Here is a 19,191-nt window from a genome sequence, read left to right on the forward strand (position 1 = left end):
TCAGTGGCCATCCTTGTCGTGATCGGTGCTGTCGTTGTCGGTGCTGTCGTTGTCGGTGCTGTCGTTGTCGGTGCTGTCGTTCTCGATGATCGTGTAGCGCGCCTTGAGCACCCGGCGGGGCCGGGGGACCTCGGCGTCCGGCGGAGCCTGGTCCATGCGGACGGCCTCGCGCAACTCGACTTCACGGGCACGCATCTCGGTACGTACGTCCGAGGCGAAATGCCTCAATCGCTCGCCCGCGCCCTGCCCGGTCGACACGGCCCGCGCCGCGACCCCCTCGGGGGACCAGGCGCGCGCGATCCGCTCGACGCGGCGCTTGACGCGGTGCGAGACGTACACGCCGGCGCCGGCGCCGACCGAGACCCAGAACAGCCGCCTCATCTGCGTCCCTTACCCGGGGATCGGGCCTGCAGCTGCGGCCGGCCGGACTCGGGCCGCCCGTCGCCGTCCCGGCTTCCGAGGGCCTTGCGGACCCCGTAGGAGAACGCGGCGGCCTTCACCAGCGGGCCGCCCACCACCGAGGTCATGACGGTGGTGACGGCCGAGACGTTCTGGGTGACTCCGGCGACCTGCTTGGTGATGACGTCGGTGCGGCCGAGCTGCTCGTTGGCGTGCTTCACCGTCCGGGTCATGTCGTCCATCAGCGGGCCCGCCTGGTCGCCGATGTCGTGGACGACCTTGCTTGCCTCGCCGAGGAGTCGGGAGAGCTTCAGCAGGGTGAGCGCGATGAACGAGACGAGCACCGCCCAGAACACCGCCACGATGAGACCTGCCAACTGTCCACCAGTGAGCATCAGGGCTTTCCGTTCGCGTGAGTTCGGCTCGGGGGCCGGGCATGGCGTGAAAGACCTTACCGGTCAACCGGCCCGCATGCCGGGAGCACCGGCCGGGGAGGACCGGTCAGTGCCGGTCCCCCGAGCCGCGCAGGACCGAGCGGATCCGCGCGAGGACCTCGGTGAACCGGGATTCGGCGCCGTGCCTGGTCGGGCGATAGTACTCCCGTCCGTGCACCGTGTCAGGGGCGTACTGCTGCCTGACCACCCCGCCGGGATGGTCGTGCGCGTACTTGTAGCCCTCGCCGTGCCCGATCTTCGCCGCGCCCTTGTAGTGCGCGTCGCGCAGATGGCCGGGGACGGGACCGACGAGGCCCTTGCGCACGTCGCCGAGCGCCCCGTCCACCGCCGTGATCACCGCGTTGGACTTGGGGGCGAGGGACAGGTGGATCACCGCCTGGGCGAGGTTGATGCGGGCCTCGGGCAGGCCGACGAACTCCACCGCCTGCGCGGCGGCGACCGCCGTCTGCAGCGCGGTCGGGTCCGCCATGCCGACGTCCTCGCTGGCGTGGACGATCAGCCGCCGGGCGATGAACCGCGGGTCCTCCCCGGCCTCGATCATGCGGGCGAGGTAGTGCAGCGCCGCGTCGACGTCGCTGCCGCGGATGCTCTTGATGAACGCGCTGATGACGTCGTAGTGCTGGTCGCCCTCGCGGTCGTAGCGGACGGCGGCCCGGTCGACGGCCTTCTCCAGGACGCCGGTGTCGATCACGGCGCCGTCCTCGACCACCAGGGCGGCGGCCTCCAGGTAGGTGAGGGCACGCCGGGCGTCGCCGCCGGCCAGCCGGATGAGATGATCCTCGGCGGCGGGGTCGAGACCGGCCGCGCCGTTCAGGCCGCGCTCCTCGGTGAGCGCCCGGTGGATCACCTCGCGCAGGTCGCCCTCGCCGAGCGGCTCCAGGGTGAGCAGCAGCGAGCGCGACAGCAGCGGGCTGATGACGGAGAAGAACGGATTCTCGGTGGTGGCGCCGATGAAGGAGACCCAGCGGTTCTCCACCGCCGGCAGGAGCGCGTCCTGCTGTGCCTTGTTGAACCGGTGGACCTCGTCGACGAACATGACGGTCTGCCGTCCCGTCATGCCGAGCTCGCGCCTGGCCAGGTCGATCTCCGCGCGGACGCGCTTGACGCCGTCGCTCACCGCGGAGATCTCCACGAACCGCCTGGACGTGACCTGGCTGACGACCGTGGCGAGGGTGGTCTTGCCGGTGCCCGGCGGCCCCCACAGGACCAGTGACATCGACACGTCCCGTTCGACGAGCTGCCGGATCGGGGTGCCCGGTCCGAGCAGATGGCCCTGCCCGACGACCTCGGCCAGCGCCCGGGGACGCATCCGCACGGCGAGGGGCTGCCCCGCCCCTCCGGTGCCGGACACGGCCGGGGGCGCCCGGTCCGGGAGCACCCCGCCCCGAGGCGAGCCGGCGCCCGCCTCCACCGGCGCGTCGAAAAGGCCCTCCGGCTCGCCCGATTCCGCCCTGCTGGTCACGCTCCGACACTATCCGCCGGGGCGGACATCCCCGGCCCTCCCGCGGCACGGGAACCCGGGACACGGCTGTGGCGTTGGAACAGCCCGGAAGGAACATTCAGGAGCGTGACGGTGTCCGGTATGACCCCGCGTCGGCGGCACGGGCAGGCAGGGCTGCTCGCGATCCTCTTCGTCGTGGGCGGGCTCATCTTCAGCTACGGGCTCGGACATGCGCCCGTGCCGCGCGTGTGCACCGAGCACGCCGTCAGCGTGCCCGCCGGCGTCGCGTCCTCCATCACCGGGGTCGCGTCTCTCCAGGGCTCTTCGCCTCTCCAGGACGTTCACGGCTCCGCCGAACCTGCGTCGGCCGCCCCCCTGAAGCAGAAGCCCCCGCTGACGCCGATGAACGCGGGCCTGTGCCTGGCGGTGCTGTTCACCCTCGTCCTTCTCGCCCTGGCCACCGGTCTCGGACGTCCGGTCTTCCGCCTTCCCGCCCGCGTCGGCTGGGCGCTCGCCCCGCCCTCCCGAGGCGCGTCCACCCCCACGTTCAGGCGCTCTCTCCAGGTGCTCCGGCTGTAGAAGGCGGGCCGCAAGGCCAGGGGCGCCGCCATGTCGACACGACGCGGCGCGCCCTCATGTCCGCACAGCCATGCCGCACCGCCCCGAGAGGACCCGCACGTGTCCAAGAGCGCCCGCAACAAGGCCGCACGTAACGGCAACGCCCGCAAGAACGCACTCACCCGGCCGGAGGTGCCCTGGGGCACCATCGCCTTCTTCAGCGTGATCGGCCTCGTGGCGTTCATCGCCGTCGGGTACGCGTTCATGCAGTCCAGGTCGTCCGCCGACTCCTCGTCCATCGCCGGCCTGGTGACGAAGGACGACCTCAGCCGCGACCACGTCACCGGCGCGGTCGACTACGAGACCGACCCGCCGATGGGCGGCGAGCATGACGGCGCCTGGCAGAACTGCGACGGCCGCGTCTACGACTCACCGCTCCGCAACGAGAACGCCGTGCACTCCCTGGAGCACGGCGCCGTCTGGATCACCTACCGTCCCGGGCTCGCCGCCGGCCAGCTCGACGCGCTCAAGGCCAAGGTAACCGGCACCGACTACACGCTCATGAGCCCGTACCCGTCCCTGGACGCCCCGATCGTGCTCACCGCCTGGGGCAGGCAGGTCAAGGTCCAGGACGCGTCCGACCCGCGCGTGGACGCGTTCCTGCGCGCCTTCGTGAAGGGCCCGCAGACGCCGGAACCCGGCGCGGCCTGCGCCGGCGCGAAGGACGCACCGTGAGCGGTGAGACGCCCCGGGGACGCCGGCCGGCCGTCGTCCTCGCCGTCCTCGTCCTCCTGACCGGCGTGGCTCTGGTGGCGCTGGCCGTGTACCGCTCGGGCGAACCGGCCACGGACGGCCCCGAGGCCGGGTTCGCCCGCGACATGAGCACCCACCATGCCCAGGCGGTGCGGATGTCGTTCATCGTCCGGGACCGGACCGGCGACCGCGATGTCCGCCTCCTGGCGTACGACATCATCAACACCCAGTCGGCGCAGATCGGAATGATGACCGCCTGGCTGGACGAATGGGGACTGCCCAAGGCCGACCCGGGCGGTCCCATGCGCTGGATGTCGGGGCACGCGGACCACGGTGGCGCCGCGTCCACGATGCGGGGAATGGCGACGCGCGAGCAGCTCGCCGACCTGGAGGACGCGTCGGGCCGCGCCGCCGAGGTCCTGTACCTGCGCCTGATGATCGCCCACCATCGCGGCGGCGTCGACATGGCGGAGGCGGTGCTCACCCTCACCGGCCACGACCGCGTCCGCCGGCTGGCCCGGACGATGGTGGACGGCCAGCGGGCGGAGGTCGCCCAGATGACCTCGATGCTGCGGAGCCGGAACGCCTGACGGGTCGGGAGGCGACCTTCGCGATAGCGCTTGACAGGGCGGTCGGATCGCGCGTCACTGGCCACCATGGCTCAGAACCTCAGCGGCTACCACCGGGCCCTCGATCTGTTCGAGGGCCTGGTGGCCGGTGTCCCCGGGGACGGCTGGGACATGCCGTCGCCCTGCGAGGGGTGGACCGCACGGGACGTCGCCGGCCACGTGACCGGCGGCCAGTACCTGATCCAGGCGCTGGCCGGCGGTGAGCCCGAGCCCGACATCGGCCGCACCCCCGCCCGGTTCGTCCCGGGCGACGTCCTCATGAGCTGGCGGACGGCCCGCAAGGAGTGCGCCGCCTCCCTGACCCCGGACGCGCTGGGCCGCCCCATCCCGTTCGGCGGCCTGGGCGAACTGCCGCTGGCCGACTATCTGGAGGGCTACATCCTGGAGCCGCTGGTGCACGCCTGGGATCTGGCCAGGTCGACGGGCCAGCCGTCCCGCCTGGACCCTGACCTCGTCCACCACGCGTTCGCGACCGCCCAGGTCGTCGCGGCCCCACTGCGCGCCGCGGGACACCTGGCCCCGCCCCTCCCGGCCCCCAAAGGCGCCGACGAGCAGACCCGGATGCTCGCCTTCCTAGGCCGTTGTTAGCCCCGGCCCGCCGTGCTCAACGGGGGTTCCAGGGGGACGCCCCCTGGGAAACTAAGAGAATTCGGCGAGGGTGCGTTCGGCTTCTTCGAGCCAGGCGCGGCGGGCGGTGAGGGCTTCCTCGGTTTCCTTGATCTCTTTTTCGCGGCCGTTGTCGCGGGCCTTGGCGAGGCGTTTCTCCAGCTGCTCGATGGAGGTGCGCAGCTGGGTGACGGTGGCTTCGGCGCGGGCGCGGGCCTCGGGGTTGGTGCGGCGCCACTCGTTCTCCTCGGCGGCGCGGACGGTCTCCTCGATCTTGCGGAGCCGGCCTTCGAGGCGGTCGCGCTGGTCGCGGGGGACCATGCCGGCGGCCTCCCAGCGTTCCTGGATGCCGCGCAGCGCCTGCCTGGCCTGCCGGATGTCCCTGACGGGCAGGAGCCGCTCGGCCTCGCCGAGGATCTTCTCCTTCTCCTCGGCGTTGCCGCGGAACTCGGCGTCGCGTTCGGCGAACGCGGCGCTGCGGGCCTGGAAGAAGTTGTCCTGGGCTCCTTTGAAGCGGGACCAGAGGTCTTCCTCGGCGTCCCGGGAGGCGCGGCCGGCCGTCTTCCAGCGGCGCATCAGGTCGCGGTAGGCGGCGGCCGTCTCACCCCAGTCGGTGGAGCCGGACATCGCCTCGGCCTCGGCGACGAGGCGCTCCTTCTCCCTGCGGGACTCCTCGCGCTGGTCGTCCAGGGTGGCGAAGTAGACCTTGCGGCGCTTGGTGAAGGCGTTGCGGGCGGACGACAGCCGCTTCCACAGGGCGGTCTCGGTGGGCCGGTCGATGCGGTCGGCGGCCTTCCACTCCTCGACGAGCTGGCGCAGGCGTTCGCCGCCGTTCTTCCAGTGGGTCTCCTCGACGGCGATCCGCTCGGCCTCGGCGACGATCCGCTCCTTGATCTCGCGGGCCTCGTGGCGGTGCTGCTCGCGCTGCGCCTTGACCTCCTCGCGGCGCTGCCCGACCCGTTCGGTGAGCGAGTCCAGGCGCCGCCCGAGGGCGTCGAGGTCGCCGACGGCGTGCGCCTCGGCGACGGCTTCGCGGAGCCTGTCGATGCTCTGCTGGGCCTGTGCGGGCTGCAGGTCGGTGGTGCGGACCCGCTGTTCGAGCAGGCCGATCTCGGTGACGAGCGCGTCGTACTTGCGCTTGAAGTAGGCCAGGGCCTCTTCGGGTGCGCCGGCCTGCCAGGATCCGACGACCCGCTCGCCCTCGGACGTCGTGACATACACGGTGCCGTCCTCGTCCACCCGGCCCCAGGGATCGGTCGCGCTGGACACCCTTGCCTCCTGAATCGCGGGTCCGAATGTGCTCAAAGCCACCGGACCCTCCACACCTTAGTATCCCGTTCGCCTATTTCCCGGCGATCGAGACGTCCTGGATCGTGACCTTCTTCTTGGGTGCGCCGTCACCCTTGGGGTCCGACCCCCCCTTGGCGATCTTCTGCACGACGTCCAGCCCCTTGGTGATCTTTCCGAACACGGTGTAGTCGGGCCGGAGCTCCGAGTCCTCGTACACGATGAAGAACTGGCTGCCGTTGGAGTCGGGCTGACTGCTGTGCGCCATGGCGAGCGTGCCCGCGGTGTACTTGGCGCCCTCCGTGTTCTCGTTGGCGAACTGGTAGCCGGGACCGCCGGTCCCCTTGCCCGTGGGGTCGCCGCACTGCAGGACGTTGAGCCCGCCGCTGGTCAGCCGGTGGCACTCGGTCTTGTCGTAGTAGTTCTTCTCGGCCAGGAACGCGAAGGAGTTGACGGTGCAGGGCGCCTTCTGCCCGTCCAGCTCGAACACGACGTCGCCGTGGTCGGTCTCGACGGTCGCCTTCACCGTGCCCGTGCGGACCGGCTTGACGGGCGGTGTCCCGAGGTCCTTGGGGGCCCCCGGCACCGACGCCGGCTTGTAGGCGCACTCCCCCGGCTTGGCCTGGGGCGTCGCGGACGCCTTCGCGCCCGCCTCGGGCTCGTCGTCCTTGCCGGTGAACGCGACGATCGCGGCGCCGCCCACGACGATGGCGGCCACCGCGGCGGCCGAGCCCATGATCTTGAGGCGGCGCGTCTTCGCCGCCTCCTGGGCCCGCCGCTGCTGCTGGCGCTCGTAGCGTTGCCGCGCGAGCTGCTTCTTGCGGTCCTTCCCCGCCACGTGGCTGCTCCTCCGGTGTGATCAGGTGAACGTGCAGCGCATAGTAGCGGTCCAGGAGAGTGAACGCGTCTCCGCTTTCAGGGTGCGCTTACCGGTGCGCCGCATGCCCTGCGCGACGACACGGCGACCGCGCCATCTCGTTCGCGGTGGCCGCGGCCGCGCCGGTACCCTCGGGTAAGCCCACCCGAGTTGGTTCTAAGGAAGGACGACCGTGCTCGTCGCCGGGTTCCCCGCTGGATCCTTCGCCGCGAACTGCTATGTCGTGGCGCCCTCCGCGGGTGAGGAATGCGTCATCATCGACCCCGGCCAGGACGCCGAGGCCGGGATCGAGGAGATCCTGCGCGAGCACCGGCTGAAGCCGGTCGCGGTGCTTCTGACGCACGGCCATATCGATCATGTCTGGTCGGTGGCCCCCGTCTGCGGCGCCAGGGACGTGCCCGCCTACATCCATCCGGACGATCGCGATCTGCTCACCGATCCGGCCAAGGGACTGTCGCTGGGCGCCGGTCAGCAGCTGTTCGGGGGGCTGGAGCTGTCGGAGCCGGACGACGTGCGGGAACTGGCCGACGGGGCGGCACTGGAGCTGGCCGGGCTGAGCTTCACCGTCGACCACGCGCCGGGCCATACACCGGGGTCGGTGACGTTCCGGACGCCGAAGACGCAGCAGCTCCCGGACGTGATGTTCACCGGTGACCTGCTGTTCGCCGGGTCCATCGGACGCACCGACCTGCCGGGCGGATCGTACGAGGAGATCCTCGCGAGCCTGTCCAGGGTGTGCCTCGCCATGCCCGACGAGACGGCCGTCCTGCCCGGCCACGGGACGCAGACCACAATCGGCCGCGAGCGCGCCACCAACCCGTTCCTTTCGGAGTTGACGCCGGCGGACGGCCCCAGCAAGGGATTCTGAGCCAAAAAAATCATGAGTTCGAGCTTCCGGGCCCCCAAAGGGGTCAGTGAATACGTACCGCCGCGCGCGGACCTCTTCTACGCCATCCGGGAGGCGTTCGCCGAGCAGGCGAGGCTGGCCGGCTACGGCTACCTGGAGCTGGCCGTCTTCGAGGACACCAACCTGTTCAGGCGGGGCGTCGGCGAGTCCACCGACGTGGTGTCCAAGGAGATGTACACGTTCGAGGACCGGGGCGGCCGGTCGCTGACGCTGCGTCCCGAGTTCACCGCGTCGGTGCTGCGGTCGGTACTGGAGAACAACCTCCACAAGGGCCCGCTGCCGGTGAAGGTGTGGACGACCGGGCCCGCGTTCCGCGCCGAACGCCCCCAGCAGGGCCGCTACCGGCAGTTCTACCAGCTCGACCTGGAGGCGATCGGCAGCGAGGACCCGCAGGTCGACGCGGAGACGATCGCGATCGCGTGGAACTGGTACCGCTCGCTCGGGCTGACCCGGGTGCGGCTGCTGCTGAACTCGCTCGGCTGCAAGGAGTGCCGCCCGGCCTACCGCGCCCTGCTGCAGGACTTCCTGCGCGGCCTGGACCTGGACGACGACACCCGCGCCCGCGTCGAGATCAACCCGCTGCGGGTCCTGGACGACAAGCGCCCGCAGGTGAAGGCCCAGATCGCCGACGCCCCGCTGATGGCCGACCACCTGTGCCCGGCCTGCAAGGCCCACCACGACCGGGTCCGCGAGCTGCTGGGCGACCTCGGCATCCCGTGGGAGGACACCCCGGCCCTCGTCCGCGGCCTGGACTACTACACCCGGACGACCTACGAGTTCGACCACCCGCTGCTCGGCGCCCAGTCCGGCATCGGCGGCGGCGGCCGCTACGACGGGCTGTCGGAGGACATCGGCGGCCCGCCGCTGCCCGGCATCGGGTTCGGGCTCGGGCTGGACCGCACCGTCCTCGCGCTGGAGGCCGAGTCGCAGGAGGACGGCGCCGCCGCGTTCACCACCGGGCCGCGCTGCGAGGCGTTCGGCGTCGCGCTCGGCGACGCCGCCGAGCGCCGGATGTTCGCGCTGGTCGACGACCTGCGCCGGGCCGGGATCGCCGCCGACATGGCGTTCGGCGGCAAGCGGCTGAAGGGCGCGATGAAGGACGCGGACCGCTCGGGTGCCCGCTACGCCGTGATCCTCGGGGAGCGAGATATCGCGGACGGCGTCGCCCAGGTCAAGGATCTGGCCGAGGGCGAGCAGACAGCCGTCCCGCTCACCGGCATCGTCACGACGTTGAAGGAAAGGCTTTCGAAATGATCCGCACGCACGAGGCGGGGACGCTCCGGAAGGAGCACGCCGGTCAGCAGGTCACGCTGGCCGGCTGGGTCGGCCGCCGCCGCGACCACGGCGGCGTCACGTTCATCGACCTGCGCGACGCGTCCGGCACGGCGCAGGTCGTGTTCAGAGAAGAGGACACCGCGCACGACCTGCGCTCGGAGTTCTGCGTCAAGATCGTCGGGGAGGTCCGCGTCCGGCCGGAGGGCAACGAGAACCCGGAGCTGCCCACCGGGGACATCGAGGTCGCCGCCACCGACATCGAGGTGCTGTCGGACGCGGCACCGCTGCCGTTCCCCATCGAGGGCGACGTCAACGTCAACGAGGAGATCCGGCTCCGGTACCGGTACCTCGACCTGCGCCGCGACGCCGTCGCGCGGGCCATGAGGATCCGCTCCGAGGCGTCGTTCCTGACGCACGAGGTGATGCGCGAGCACGGCTTCGTCAACGTCGAGACGCCGACGCTGACCCGGTCGACGCCCGAGGGCGCCCGCGACTTCCTGGTCCCCGTCCGGCTCCAGCCGGGCCACTGGTACGCGCTGCCGCAGTCGCCGCAGCTGTTCAAGCAGCTGCTCATGGTCGGCGGGCTGGAGCGCTACTACCAGATCGCCCGCTGCTACCGCGACGAGGACTTCCGCGCCGACCGGCAGCCGGAGTTCACCCAGATCGACATCGAGATGTCGTTCGCCGACCAGGAGGACGTCCTGCGGGTCGGCGAGGACCTCGTCGCCCGGCTGTGGAAGGACATCGCCGGATACGAGATCCCGCGGCCGATCCCCCACATCACCTACGCCGACGCGATGGCCCGGTACGGATCCGACAAGCCCGACCTGCGGTTCGGTCTTGAGCTGACCGACATGACCGAGTACTTCGCCGGCACGCCGTTCCGCGTCTTCCAGGCCCCCTACGTCGGCGCGGTCGTCATGCCGGGCGGCGCGTCCCAGACCCGCAGGGAACTGGACGGCTGGCAGGACTGGGCGAAGGCGCGCGGCGCCCGCGGCCTCGCGTACGTGCTCGTCCAGGACGACGGGACGCTCGGCGGCCCGGTCGCCAAGAACCTGTCCAACACCGAGAAGGAGGGGCTGGCCGCCGCGGCCGGCGCCGGCGCCGGCGACGCGATCTTCTTCGGCGCCGGGAAGCGGCATGCCACGCAGGAGCTGCTCGGCGCCGCCCGCCTGGAGATCGGCCGCCGCCGAGAACTGATCGACGCGTCGGCGTGGAAGTTCGTGTGGGTCGTCGACGCACCGGTCTTCGAGCCCGTCGAAGACGACAAGGGCGAGCAGATCGGCTGGACGGCCGTCCACCACCCGTTCACCGCGCCGAAGCCGGAGTTCGCGGGCACCTTCCAGGACGACCCCGGCGGTGCGCTCGCGAACGCCTACGACCTCGTCCTGAACGGCACGGAGATCGGCGGCGGGTCCATCCGCGTCCACCGCGCGGAGATGCAGCAGCGGGTCTTCGACGTGCTGGGCCTGTCGAAGGAGGAGGCCGAGTCGAAGTTCGGGTTCCTGCTGGAGGCGTTCAAGTTCGGCCCGCCGCCGCACGGCGGCATCGCGTTCGGCTGGGACCGGATGGTGATGCTGCTGGCCCGGCAGGACTCGATCCGCGACGTGATCGCCTTCCCGAAGGCCGCGTCCGGGTACGACCCGCTGACCGCGGCGCCGACGCCGATCACGCCGCAGCAGCGCGCGGAGGCCGGAATCGACGTCGACCCCGAGGACCAGGCCGAGGACGGGGACGGGCCCGGCGAAAGCTGACCGGCGAAAGCGGCGCCGCCCCTACCGGGTGGCGCCGCTGGTCACCCGGTAGACGTCGTACACGCCGTCGATGGAGCGGACGGCCTTCAGGACGTGGCCGAGGTGCTTCGGGTCGCCCATCTCGAACGTGAAGCGGCTGACGGCGACGCGGTCGCGGGTCGTGGTGACCGACGCCGACAGAATGTTGACGTGCTGGTCGGACAGCACGCGGGTCACGTCCGACAGCAGCCGGGGACGGTCGAGCGCCTCCACCTGGATGGCGACCAGGAAGACCGAGTCCTCGCCCGGGGACCACTTCACGTCGATCAGCCGGTCGGGCTGCGACTTCAGGCTCTCGACGTTGGCGCAGTCGGCCCGGTGGACGGACACGCCGTGGCCGCGCGTCACGAACCCGACGATGTCGTCGCCCGGCACCGGGGTGCAGCAGCGCGACAGCCGCACCCACACGTCGGGGTCGTCCGCGACGACGACGCCCGGGTCGCCCGCCGGGCGGCTCCGCTTGCGGCGGGTCGGCAGCGCGATCTCGGCAAGGTCCTCCTCGGCGCTCTCCACGCCGCCCAGGGCGTCCACGAGCCGCTGGACGACGTGCTGCGCGGAGACCTGGCTCTCGCCGACCGCCGCGTACAGCGACGACACGTCCGGGTAGCGCATGTCGCGGGCGAGGGCGAGCAGCGCCTCCCCGGACATCATCCGCTGTAGCGGCATGTTCTGCTTGCGCATCGCGCGGGCGATGGCGTCCTTGCCGGACTCGATCGCGGTGTCGCGGCGCTCCTTGGAGAACCAGTGCTTGATCTTGTTGCGGGCGCGGGCGCTCTTGACGAAGCCGAGCCAGTCGCGGCTCGGGCCGGCGTCCTGCGACTTGGAGGTGAAGACCTCGAGGGTGTCGCCGTTGTCGAGGGTCGATTCGAGGGGGACCAGACGCCCGTTGACACGGGCGCCGATACATCGATGCCCGACCTCGGTGTGGATGGCGTACGCGAAGTCGACGGGGGTCGCGCCCTGCGGCAGCGCGATCACGTCGCCCTTCGGGGTGAACACGAACACCTCGGAGACCGACAGGTCGAAGCGCAGCGACTCCAGGAACTCCGCCGGGTCGGCGGTCTCCTTCTGCCAGTCGAGAAGCTGGCGGAGCCACTGCATGTCACCGGCCTTGCGGCCGCCGACCGTCTCCTCCTTGTACTTCCAGTGCGCGGCGACGCCGTACTCGGCGCGGCGGTGCATGCCCCAGGTGCGGATCTGCAGCTCGACGGGCTTGCCCTCGGGGCCGATCACCGTGGTGTGCAGCGACTGGTACATGTTGAACTTCGGCATCGCGATGTAGTCCTTGAACCGGCCGGGGACCGGGCTCCATCGCGCGTGGATCGAACCGAGGGCGGCGTAGCAGTCGCGGACGCTGTCGACGAGGACCCGGATGCCGACCAGGTCGTAGATGTCGTCGAAGCTGACGTCCCGCGCGATCATCTTCTGGTAGACCGAGTAGTAGTGCTTCGGCCGTCCGGTCACGGAGGCCTTGATCCGGGCCTCACGCAGGTCGGTGGAGACGTACTCGATCACTTCCTGCAGGTAGACGTCACGGCGCGGGGCGCGCTCGGACACCAGCCGGGCGATCTCGTCGAACCGCTTGGGGTACAGCGTGGCGAACGAGAGGTCCTCCAGCTCCCACTTCAGCGTGTTCATCCCGAGGCGGTGCGCGAGCGGCGCGAACACCTCCAGGGTCTCGCGGGCCTTCCTCTCCTGCCTGGGCCGCGGCATGTAGCGCAGCGTGCGCATGTTGTGCAGCCGGTCGCCCAGCTTGATCACCAGGACGCGGATGTCGCGGGACATCGCCACGACCATCTTGCGGACGGTCTCGGCCTCGGCGCCCTCCCCGTATTTGACCTTGTCGAGCTTGGTGACGCCGTCGACCAGGGCGGCGATCTCGTCGCCGAAGTCGGCGCCGAGCCGCTCAAGGGTGTAGGGGGTGTTCTCGACGGTGTCGTGCAGCAGCGCCGCGCAGAGCGTCTCGGTGTTCATGCCGAGCTCGGCGAGGATCGTGGCGACGGCGAGGGGATGCGTGATGTACGGGTCGCCGCTCTTGCGCTTCTGGTGGCGGTGGTGGTGAGCGGCGACGTCGTAGGCGCGCTCGATGAGCCGGAGGTCCGCCTTCGGATGAGTGTTGCGGACCGTCTTGATCAGTGGTTCTAGTACCGGGTTCATAGCGGGGCCGCGCTGGGCGCCCAACCTGGCGAGCCTTCGGCGCACCCGGGCGGCAGACGGTGGAATCGTGGCCGGCGTGGGCCTGGACGGAACGGCGGGCTCGGGGGTGTCGGCGTCCCCGGCCGGGCCGGGGTCCTCGGGGGGCGGGGCCTGCTCTTGACGGCCATGCCCCTGAGGTTCCTGATCGTGGAGGCCTTGCTCTTCGAGTACCTGCTCTTTGGGGGCCTGCCCTTTGGGGGCCTGCCCTTCGGGAGCCTGGGCGGTGTGGGCCGGTCCGGCAGAGTCCTTCGCCGGTGGGCCCAGGGGCGTCCCCGGTTTCTCCGCGGACGGCGCGGACCGTTCGGGGGGCGGCTCCGGGGGTTCGGCGGCGGGCCGGCCGGGCGGTGGCGCACTCCGTGCCGTGCGGCGCGGCGGCGCGGCGGACGCGGGTCGCACACCGTTCTCCCCCGTGGTCTCCGGCACCGGGTGAGCCTCGGGGGCGGCGTCGTTCACCGCGTCGGTCGATACCACCTCACCGGGCACCCAGCCTCCTTAGTCCATCCGGGCGCACCGCCCGCTTCCGCGAGATGCGCCCGTTCCCCACCGGACCCTGATGGCGCCAGTCTATCCGGCGCCCATTTCCTACTAGACCGTAACCAGCGAATGGACGTCCAGATTCCCCAGCTTGTCGCGTCCGTCCAGGAACGACAGCTCAAGGAGGACGGTCAGGCCGGCGACCTCGGCTCCGCTCCGGCGGACGAGTTCGGCGGCGGCCCTGGCCGTCCCTCCGGTCGCCAGGACATCGTCGACGATCAGCACACGGTCACCGGGTTCGAGCGCGTCGACGTGGATCTCGATCGTCTCGGTCCCGTACTCGAGATCATAGGTCTCCTCGCGCGTCCGCGACGGCAGCTTCCCCTTTTTGCGCACCGGGACGAACCCCGCGCCGAAGTGGTAGGCCACGGGCGCGGCGAGGATGAAACCGCGCGCCTCGATCCCGACGATCTTGTCGATGGTGCCGCGGCCGTGGTGGTTGACGATCGCGTCCACCACACCGGCGAACGCGACATGGTCGGACAGCAGGGGCGTGATGTCCTTGAAGACCACCCCGGGCTTGGGGTAGTCGTCCACGTCGCGGATCCGCTCCTGGATCAGCTTGCCGAGGTCCACAGTTCGCTCCTACTTGCCGCCGCGCCGTCGCTGCCGGGTCCCGCGTCCGGGCCGCCGCCGCGTCCCGGTCCGCACGACCTACGGACGGCGACTGTACCGCCGGGACCTCCGGTGCCGGCGGCGGGCCCGCCGCCGGCACCGGACGGGACGGCAGACGAGAACGGCGACGGCTTCACGCCGACGCCGTTCTCGTTCAATCCGTACTTGCAGCCCAGTCCGTACTTGCAGCCCGGTCCGGCGATGTCGCCGCCGCCCTGGCCCGGTGCCCGGCCGGCATGGCCCTGATTCCGGATCGTGGCGGGAGAAGGGGTCAGCCGGCGGACTTGTTCGCCGTCTTCACCTTCAGCCCTTTGCCGGACTTGGAGTCGGGCTCCTCCGCCTCGGCGGTCTCGTCCGGGCCGTCCTCGTCCGAGTCGTCGCCGGCCGAGTCCTCGTCGGCCTCGTCGCCGGAGTCGCCGTCCTTGGACAGGTCGACGCGGTCGCCGTCCTCGCCGTCCTCGTCGTCGTCATCGTGCTCGTCGTCGAGGTCCTCGGGCTCGTCGTCCTTGAGGACCTGCATGACGGCCTGCTTGACGAAGCGGACCTCGACGCCGTCGGCGATCTCCAGGACGATGCCGTCGTCGTCGGCTTCCACGACGGTCGCGCGCATGCCGCTGGTCGTCAGCACCCGCACACCGGGCTCGATGGCGTTCTGCATCTGCATCTGCTCTTTGCGGCGCTTGCTCTGCGGCCGGATGAGCAGGAAGTAGAAGACCAGGGGAATGGCGAGGAGCAGAAGCAGGTTGAAGGCCCCGCTGCCGCCCGAATCCGCCGCGATAATCATGTCGCCGCCCATTACTGGGGCATCCTTCCGATGTCGTTAGCCCAGCCTGTGACCGGACCGGTCATGTGCAACGGGACCGCCGGCTGGAGACGGTGAACCAAGTCCCGGAGTCTAGAGAGTACGCGAGACCCCGGCAACGACGTGACGACCGGCGACACCGGGAAGTTCCCAACCCGTTATCGGATGATCACTATTCGGGACGGCCGGCGTCTCCGTCGACGTCGAACAGCGTTCCCGCCATCGGCGCCGTCGGCGGCTGCGTGAGACCCAGATGCGCCCACGCGGCCGCGGTGGCGATGCGCCCGCGCGGCGTCCTCGCCAGCAGGCCCTGCCGGACGAGGAACGGCTCGGCGACGACCTCCACGGTCTCGGGTTCCTCCCCCACCGATACGGCCAGCGTCGACAACCCCACGGGGCCGCCGCCGAACTTGCGCATCAGCGACTCCAGGACGGCACGGTCGAGCCGGTCCAGCCCCCGTTCGTCCACTTCGTACAACGCCAGAGCGGCCCGCGCTGATTCCAGCGTGACGGTCCCGTCGGTGCGCACCTCGGCGTAGTCGCGGACGCGGCGCAGCAGCCGGTTGGCGATGCGGGGGGTGCCCCGGGACCGGCCGGCGATCTCGGCCGCGGCGTCGTCGCCGATCTCCACGTCCAGCAGCGCCGCCGAACGCCGGACGATGATCTCCAGCTCGGCGGGCTCGTAGAAGTCCATGTGCGCGACGAACCCGAACCTGTCGCGCAGCGGCCCGGGCAGCATCCCTGCCCGGGTGGTGGCGCCGACCAGCGTGAACGGCGCGATGTCCAGGGGGATCGCCGTCGCGCCCGGGCCCTTGCCGACGACGACGTCGACGCGGAAGTCCTCCATCGCCATGTAGAGCATCTCCTCGGCGGGCCGCGCCAGCCGGTGGATCTCGTCCAGGAACAGCACCTCGCCCTCGGCGAGCGTGGACAGCACCGCCGCCAGGTCTCCGGCCCGTTCGATGGCCGGGCCGGAGGAGATCCGCAGCGGCTGCCCCAGCTCCGCGGCGATGATCATGGCGAGGGTGGTCTTGCCGAGGCCGGGCCCGCCCGACAGCAGCACGTGATCGGGCGTCCGGCCGCGCCGCAGCGCGCTCTGCAGCACCAGCGAGAGCTGCTCGCGCACCCGCTCCTGCCCGACGAAGTCGTCCAGCTTCCGGGGCCGCAGCGCGGCCTCGATCCGCTGTTCCTCGGCCCCGTCCGCATCCGGCGACACCAGCCGTTCGGGCTCACTCCCGCTCATCCTGCTCCCTGTGGGGGGACGACCCCCCACACCCCCCGGTTCGCTCCCGCTCATTATTTGCTCAGTTTCTTCAGCGCCGACTTCAGGAGGGCCGCGACCGGCGGCGTCTCGCCCCCGTCGAGGTCGGCGGCGACGGCGTCCACGGCGGCGTCGGCGTCCTTGGCGGACCAGCCCAGGTTGATCAGGCCCATCTGGACCTGCTCGCGCCACGGCTCGGCGCGGGCGGGCGCGCGCACGCCGCCGGCGCCGTCCCCGACCGGGCCGCCGAGGCGGTCCCTGAGCTCCAGCACGATGCGCTGGGCGCCCTTCTTGCCGATGCCGGGGACCTTGGTGAGAGCGGTGAGGTCCTCGCTCGCCACCGCTTGGCGCAGCGCGTTGGGCGGGTGGACCGCGAGCATCGCCAGCGCGAGCTTGGGCCCCACACCGCTGGCCGTCTGCAGCATCTCGAACACCGTCCGCTCGTCGTCGTCGGCGAAGCCGAACAGGGTGAGGGAGTCCTCGCGGACGACGAGGGAGGTCGGCACCTTCGCCTCGTCGCCGACCCGCAGCCCGGCCAGGGTGGCGGGGGTGCACTGCACCGCCAGGCCGACGCCGTGCACGTCGATCACCGCGCCGTCGGGCCCGGCGGCGGCCACCCGGCCGCTGACGAAGGCGATCACTGTACGGTTCCTCCCCTGTTCTGGGCGGTGCTGTTCTGGGCGGCGCTGTTCCTGGCGGTGCTGTTCCGGGCGGCGAGGCGCTCGCGCTCGGCCCTGGCAGCCTCCTCGATCCGCGACCGCTGGGCCGTGGCGAGCCGCTGCTGCGCTCCCCCGCGCCACACGTGGCAGATGGCCAGCGCGAGCGCGTCGGCCGCGTCCGCCGGTTTCGGGGCCGACTCCAGGGACAGCAGCCGGGTCACCATCCTGGTCACCTGCGCCTTGTCGGCGCGCCCGTTCCCGGTGACGGCGGCCTTGGCCTCGCTCGGGGTGTGCAGCGCGACGGGCAGGCCGCGGCGGGCCGCCACCAGCATCGCGACCCCGGCCGCCTGCGCGGTGCCCATCACGGTGCGGACGTTGTGCTGGGAGAACACGCGCTCGACCGCGACGGCGTCGGGACGGAACTCGTCCATCAGCGCCTCGATGCCCGATTCGATGCCCAGCAGGCGCAGGTGGATGTCGTCTTCGGGCGCGGTCCGCACGACGGTCACGTGCACCAGGTGGAGCCGTTTGCCCGGGGTGCCCTCGACGACCCCCACCCCGCACCGGGTGAGCCCGGGGTCCACCCCCATCACCCGCAAGGCCGCTCCTTCGATCACCTGTTCGGCCGCCAACGCTACCAATCCGGCCCCGCATCGTGGAGGGGGCGGCGGCGTGTCGGCGGAAAATCCGGAGAGAAGGGCGGGGCGGCGGGTGTCGGGGGCGCGTCGCGATCCCGGCCGGGGCCGGGGGGCCGTGGGGGCCGCGGCGTCAGTCCAGGGTGGCCAGGATGTCGTCGGAGACGTCGAAGTTCGCGTAGACGTCCTGGACGTCGTCGGAGTCTTCGAGGGCGTCCAGGAGCCGGAAGACCTTCTTGGCGTTGTCCTCTTCCAGGGGGACGGTGACGGTCGGCAGGAACTTGCTCTCGGCCGACTCGTAGTCGATCCCGGCGTCCACCAGCGCGCTGCGGACGGCGACCAGGTCGCCCGCCTCGCTGACGACCTCGAAGTTCTCCTCGTCGAGCTCGTTGACCTCTTCGGCGCCGGCGTCCAGGACGGCCATCATCACGTCGTCCTCGCTGGTGCCGTCCTTGGGGACGATCACGACGCCCTTGCGGTTGAACATGTAGGAGACCGAGCCCGGGTCGGCGAGGGAGCCGCCGTTGCGGGTGAGGGCGACGCGCACCTCGGAGGCGGCGCGGTTGCGGTTGTCGGTCAGGCACTCGATGAGGACGGCGACACCGCCCGGGGCGTAGCCCTCGTAGGTGATGTTCTGCCAGTCGGCGCCCCCGGCCTCCTCACCGGCGCCGCGCTTGCGCGCGCGCTCGATGTTGTCGTTGGGGACGGAGTTCTTCTTCGCCTTGTAAATGGCGTCGTAGAGGGTCGGGTTGGCGTCCGGGTCGCCGCCGCCGGTGCGGGCCGCGACCTCGATGTTCTTGATCAGCTTGGCGAAGAGCTTGCCCCGCTTGGCGTCGAGTGCCGCCTTCTTGTGCTTGGTCGTCGCCCACTTGGAATGGCCGGACATCTGTCACTCCTCCTCTGTCGTCCGGCGCACCAGATCGGCGAAGTAGTGGTGCACGCGGAAATCGCCTGTCAACTCCGGATGGAACGCGGTCGCCATGAGGCGCCCCTGGCGGACGGCGACGATCCTACCGGCGTTCGGGCCGCTCTCGGCGCGTCCGAGGATCTCGACGGCGTCACCGACGGACTCCACCCAGGGTGCGCGGATGAAAACGGCGTGGTACGGCGTGTCTCCCATACCGGTCAGCGGGACGGCGGACTCGAACGAATCGACCTGCCTGCCGAAGGCGTTGCGCCGCACGGTCATGTCGATGCCGCCGAGCGTCTCCTGGCCCGCGGCGCCGTCCCGGATCCGGTCCGCCAGCATGATCATCCCGGCGCAGGATCCGTAGACGGGCAGTCCGGCCTCGATCCGCTTGCGCAGCGGCTCCAGCAGTTCGAACGAGCGCGCCAGCCGCCACATGGTGGTGGACTCCCCGCCGGGCAGGACGAGCCCGTCGACCCGCTCCAGTTCTTCGGGGCGGCGTACGTTCAGGGTGTGCGCCCCGGCGGCCTCCAAGGCCGTCGCGTGCTCACGCACGTCGCCTTGCAGGGCGAGGACACCGATCGTCGGCACAGCGGTCACGT

Annotated in this window: 20 protein-coding genes; 7 read left to right on the forward strand and 13 right to left on the reverse strand. The window is 71.2% G+C overall.

What is annotated here, in order from left to right:
- The 3 genes from ACGFK0_RS35605 to ACGFK0_RS35615 all read right to left on the reverse strand — a co-directional run bounded on the left by ACGFK0_RS35605 (position 1) and on the right by ACGFK0_RS35615 (position 2,163).
- Positions 1-381: a hypothetical protein gene (locus ACGFK0_RS35605; RefSeq protein ID WP_392912924.1), complete on the reverse strand. Its 381-nt coding sequence runs from the start codon at positions 379-381 to the stop codon at positions 1-3.
- Positions 378-776, reverse strand: coding sequence for a DUF948 domain-containing protein (locus ACGFK0_RS35610; RefSeq protein WP_392912925.1), 399 nt, complete (start codon positions 774-776; stop codon positions 378-380). Before ACGFK0_RS35610 ends, ACGFK0_RS35605 begins: the two co-directional genes overlap by 4 nt.
- A 124-nt stretch (positions 777-900) precedes the next feature.
- Positions 901-2,163 (reverse strand): replication-associated recombination protein A, encoded by a 1,263-nt coding sequence (locus ACGFK0_RS35615; RefSeq protein WP_392912982.1) that lies wholly within the window; start codon positions 2,161-2,163, stop codon positions 901-903.
- 273 nt (positions 2,164-2,436) lie between these two features.
- Here ACGFK0_RS35615 and ACGFK0_RS35620 point away from each other — a divergent pair, with 273 nt between their 5' ends.
- The 4 genes from ACGFK0_RS35620 (at position 2,437) to ACGFK0_RS35635 (ending at position 4,823) form a co-directional block, all read left to right on the forward strand.
- The gene (locus ACGFK0_RS35620) at positions 2,437-2,874 is read left to right on the forward strand and encodes a hypothetical protein (protein ID WP_392912926.1); all 438 of its coding nucleotides are present in this window, start codon (positions 2,437-2,439) and stop codon (positions 2,872-2,874) included.
- Between the two features lie 99 nt (positions 2,875-2,973).
- Complete coding sequence (locus ACGFK0_RS35625) at positions 2,974-3,588, forward strand: DUF3105 domain-containing protein (RefSeq protein ID WP_392912927.1); 615 nt, start codon at positions 2,974-2,976, stop codon at positions 3,586-3,588.
- Positions 3,585-4,196, forward strand: a complete 612-nt coding sequence (locus ACGFK0_RS35630; RefSeq protein WP_392912928.1) for a DUF305 domain-containing protein — start codon at positions 3,585-3,587, stop codon at positions 4,194-4,196. The genes ACGFK0_RS35625 and ACGFK0_RS35630 overlap by 4 nt, the downstream gene beginning before the upstream one ends.
- A 66-nt stretch (positions 4,197-4,262) precedes the next feature.
- Positions 4,263-4,823, forward strand: coding sequence for a TIGR03086 family metal-binding protein (locus ACGFK0_RS35635; protein ID WP_392912929.1), 561 nt, complete (start codon positions 4,263-4,265; stop codon positions 4,821-4,823).
- 51 nt (positions 4,824-4,874) lie between these two features.
- Here ACGFK0_RS35635 and ACGFK0_RS35640 read toward each other — a convergent pair whose 3' ends face one another.
- Positions 4,875-6,110, reverse strand: coding sequence for a DUF349 domain-containing protein (locus tag ACGFK0_RS35640; RefSeq protein ID WP_392912930.1), 1,236 nt, complete (start codon positions 6,108-6,110; stop codon positions 4,875-4,877).
- Positions 6,111-6,183: 73 nt separating this feature from the next.
- Entirely contained in the window at positions 6,184-6,966 is a 783-nt protein-coding gene (locus ACGFK0_RS35645; RefSeq protein WP_392912931.1) for a peptidylprolyl isomerase, read from the reverse strand.
- A gap of 211 nt (positions 6,967-7,177) precedes the next feature.
- Here ACGFK0_RS35645 and ACGFK0_RS35650 point away from each other — a divergent pair, with 211 nt between their 5' ends.
- Genes ACGFK0_RS35650 through aspS form a run of 3 tightly spaced genes read left to right on the forward strand, consistent with a single transcriptional unit; the run spans position 7,178 to position 10,941 of the window.
- Positions 7,178-7,873: an MBL fold metallo-hydrolase gene (locus ACGFK0_RS35650; protein ID WP_392912932.1), complete on the forward strand. Its 696-nt coding sequence runs from the start codon at positions 7,178-7,180 to the stop codon at positions 7,871-7,873.
- A 12-nt stretch (positions 7,874-7,885) separates the two neighbouring features.
- Complete coding sequence (hisS, locus tag ACGFK0_RS35655) at positions 7,886-9,166, forward strand: histidine--tRNA ligase (protein WP_392912933.1); 1,281 nt, start codon at positions 7,886-7,888, stop codon at positions 9,164-9,166.
- Positions 9,163-10,941 carry an aspartate--tRNA ligase gene (gene aspS, locus ACGFK0_RS35660; RefSeq protein ID WP_392912934.1) on the forward strand — a complete coding sequence of 593 codons (1,779 nt, stop codon included), beginning with the start codon at positions 9,163-9,165 and terminating at the stop codon, positions 10,939-10,941. The genes hisS and aspS overlap by 4 nt, the downstream gene beginning before the upstream one ends.
- Positions 10,942-10,962: 21 nt before the next feature.
- On the opposite strand, the gene ACGFK0_RS35665 is transcribed toward aspS, so the two are convergent.
- The 8 genes from ACGFK0_RS35665 to pdxT form a co-directional block, all read right to left on the reverse strand.
- Positions 10,963-13,137, reverse strand: a complete 2,175-nt coding sequence (locus ACGFK0_RS35665; protein WP_392912935.1) for a RelA/SpoT family protein — start codon at positions 13,135-13,137, stop codon at positions 10,963-10,965.
- 624 nt (positions 13,138-13,761) lie between these two features.
- Positions 13,762-14,286, reverse strand: a complete 525-nt coding sequence (locus tag ACGFK0_RS35670) for an adenine phosphoribosyltransferase (protein ID WP_392912936.1) — start codon at positions 14,284-14,286, stop codon at positions 13,762-13,764.
- A 310-nt stretch (positions 14,287-14,596) separates the two neighbouring features.
- The gene (gene yajC, locus ACGFK0_RS35675) at positions 14,597-15,121 is read right to left on the reverse strand and encodes a preprotein translocase subunit YajC (protein ID WP_392912937.1); all 525 of its coding nucleotides are present in this window, start codon (positions 15,119-15,121) and stop codon (positions 14,597-14,599) included.
- Between the two features lie 178 nt (positions 15,122-15,299).
- Positions 15,300-16,370: a Holliday junction branch migration DNA helicase RuvB gene (gene ruvB, locus ACGFK0_RS35680; RefSeq protein ID WP_392912938.1), complete on the reverse strand. Its 1,071-nt coding sequence runs from the start codon at positions 16,368-16,370 to the stop codon at positions 15,300-15,302.
- Between the two features lie 53 nt (positions 16,371-16,423).
- The gene (ruvA, locus tag ACGFK0_RS35685; RefSeq protein WP_392912940.1) at positions 16,424-17,029 is read right to left on the reverse strand and encodes a Holliday junction branch migration protein RuvA; all 606 of its coding nucleotides are present in this window, start codon (positions 17,027-17,029) and stop codon (positions 16,424-16,426) included.
- Complete coding sequence (gene ruvC, locus ACGFK0_RS35690) at positions 17,026-17,646, reverse strand: crossover junction endodeoxyribonuclease RuvC (protein ID WP_392912983.1); 621 nt, start codon at positions 17,644-17,646, stop codon at positions 17,026-17,028. The genes ruvA and ruvC overlap by 4 nt, the downstream gene beginning before the upstream one ends.
- Positions 17,647-17,815: 169 nt before the next feature.
- Positions 17,816-18,568, reverse strand: a complete 753-nt coding sequence (locus ACGFK0_RS35695; protein ID WP_392912941.1) for a YebC/PmpR family DNA-binding transcriptional regulator — start codon at positions 18,566-18,568, stop codon at positions 17,816-17,818.
- Positions 18,569-18,571: 3 nt separating this feature from the next.
- On the reverse strand, positions 18,572-19,189 hold the full coding sequence (pdxT, locus tag ACGFK0_RS35700) for a pyridoxal 5'-phosphate synthase glutaminase subunit PdxT (protein ID WP_392912942.1): 618 nt from the start codon (positions 19,187-19,189) through the stop codon (positions 18,572-18,574).
- Positions 19,190-19,191 lie beyond the last annotated feature (2 nt).

Source organism: Spirillospora sp. NPDC048823 (assembly GCF_043198445.1).
GTDB lineage: Bacteria > Actinomycetota > Actinomycetes > Streptosporangiales > Streptosporangiaceae > Spirillospora.

Coding starts and splice junctions, on each gene's coding strand:
- ACGFK0_RS35615 (WP_392912982.1), bottom strand. CDS start 2,163: ATGCGTCCCCGGGCGCTGGCCGAGGTCGTCGGGCAGGGCCATCTGCTC.
- ACGFK0_RS35635 (WP_392912929.1), top strand. CDS start 4,263: ATGGCTCAGAACCTCAGCGGCTACCACCGGGCCCTCGATCTGTTCGAG.
- ruvB (WP_392912938.1), bottom strand. CDS start 16,370: ATGAGCGGGAGTGAGCCCGAACGGCTGGTGTCGCCGGATGCGGACGGG.
- ACGFK0_RS35620 (WP_392912926.1), top strand. CDS start 2,437: ATGACCCCGCGTCGGCGGCACGGGCAGGCAGGGCTGCTCGCGATCCTC.
- yajC (WP_392912937.1), bottom strand. CDS start 15,121: ATGGGCGGCGACATGATTATCGCGGCGGATTCGGGCGGCAGCGGGGCC.
- ACGFK0_RS35605 (WP_392912924.1), bottom strand. CDS start 381: ATGAGGCGGCTGTTCTGGGTCTCGGTCGGCGCCGGCGCCGGCGTGTAC.
- ACGFK0_RS35665 (WP_392912935.1), bottom strand. CDS start 13,137: ATGAACCCGGTACTAGAACCACTGATCAAGACGGTCCGCAACACTCAT.
- aspS (WP_392912934.1), top strand. CDS start 9,163: ATGATCCGCACGCACGAGGCGGGGACGCTCCGGAAGGAGCACGCCGGT.
- hisS (WP_392912933.1), top strand. CDS start 7,886: ATGAGTTCGAGCTTCCGGGCCCCCAAAGGGGTCAGTGAATACGTACCG.
- ACGFK0_RS35695 (WP_392912941.1), bottom strand. CDS start 18,568: ATGTCCGGCCATTCCAAGTGGGCGACGACCAAGCACAAGAAGGCGGCA.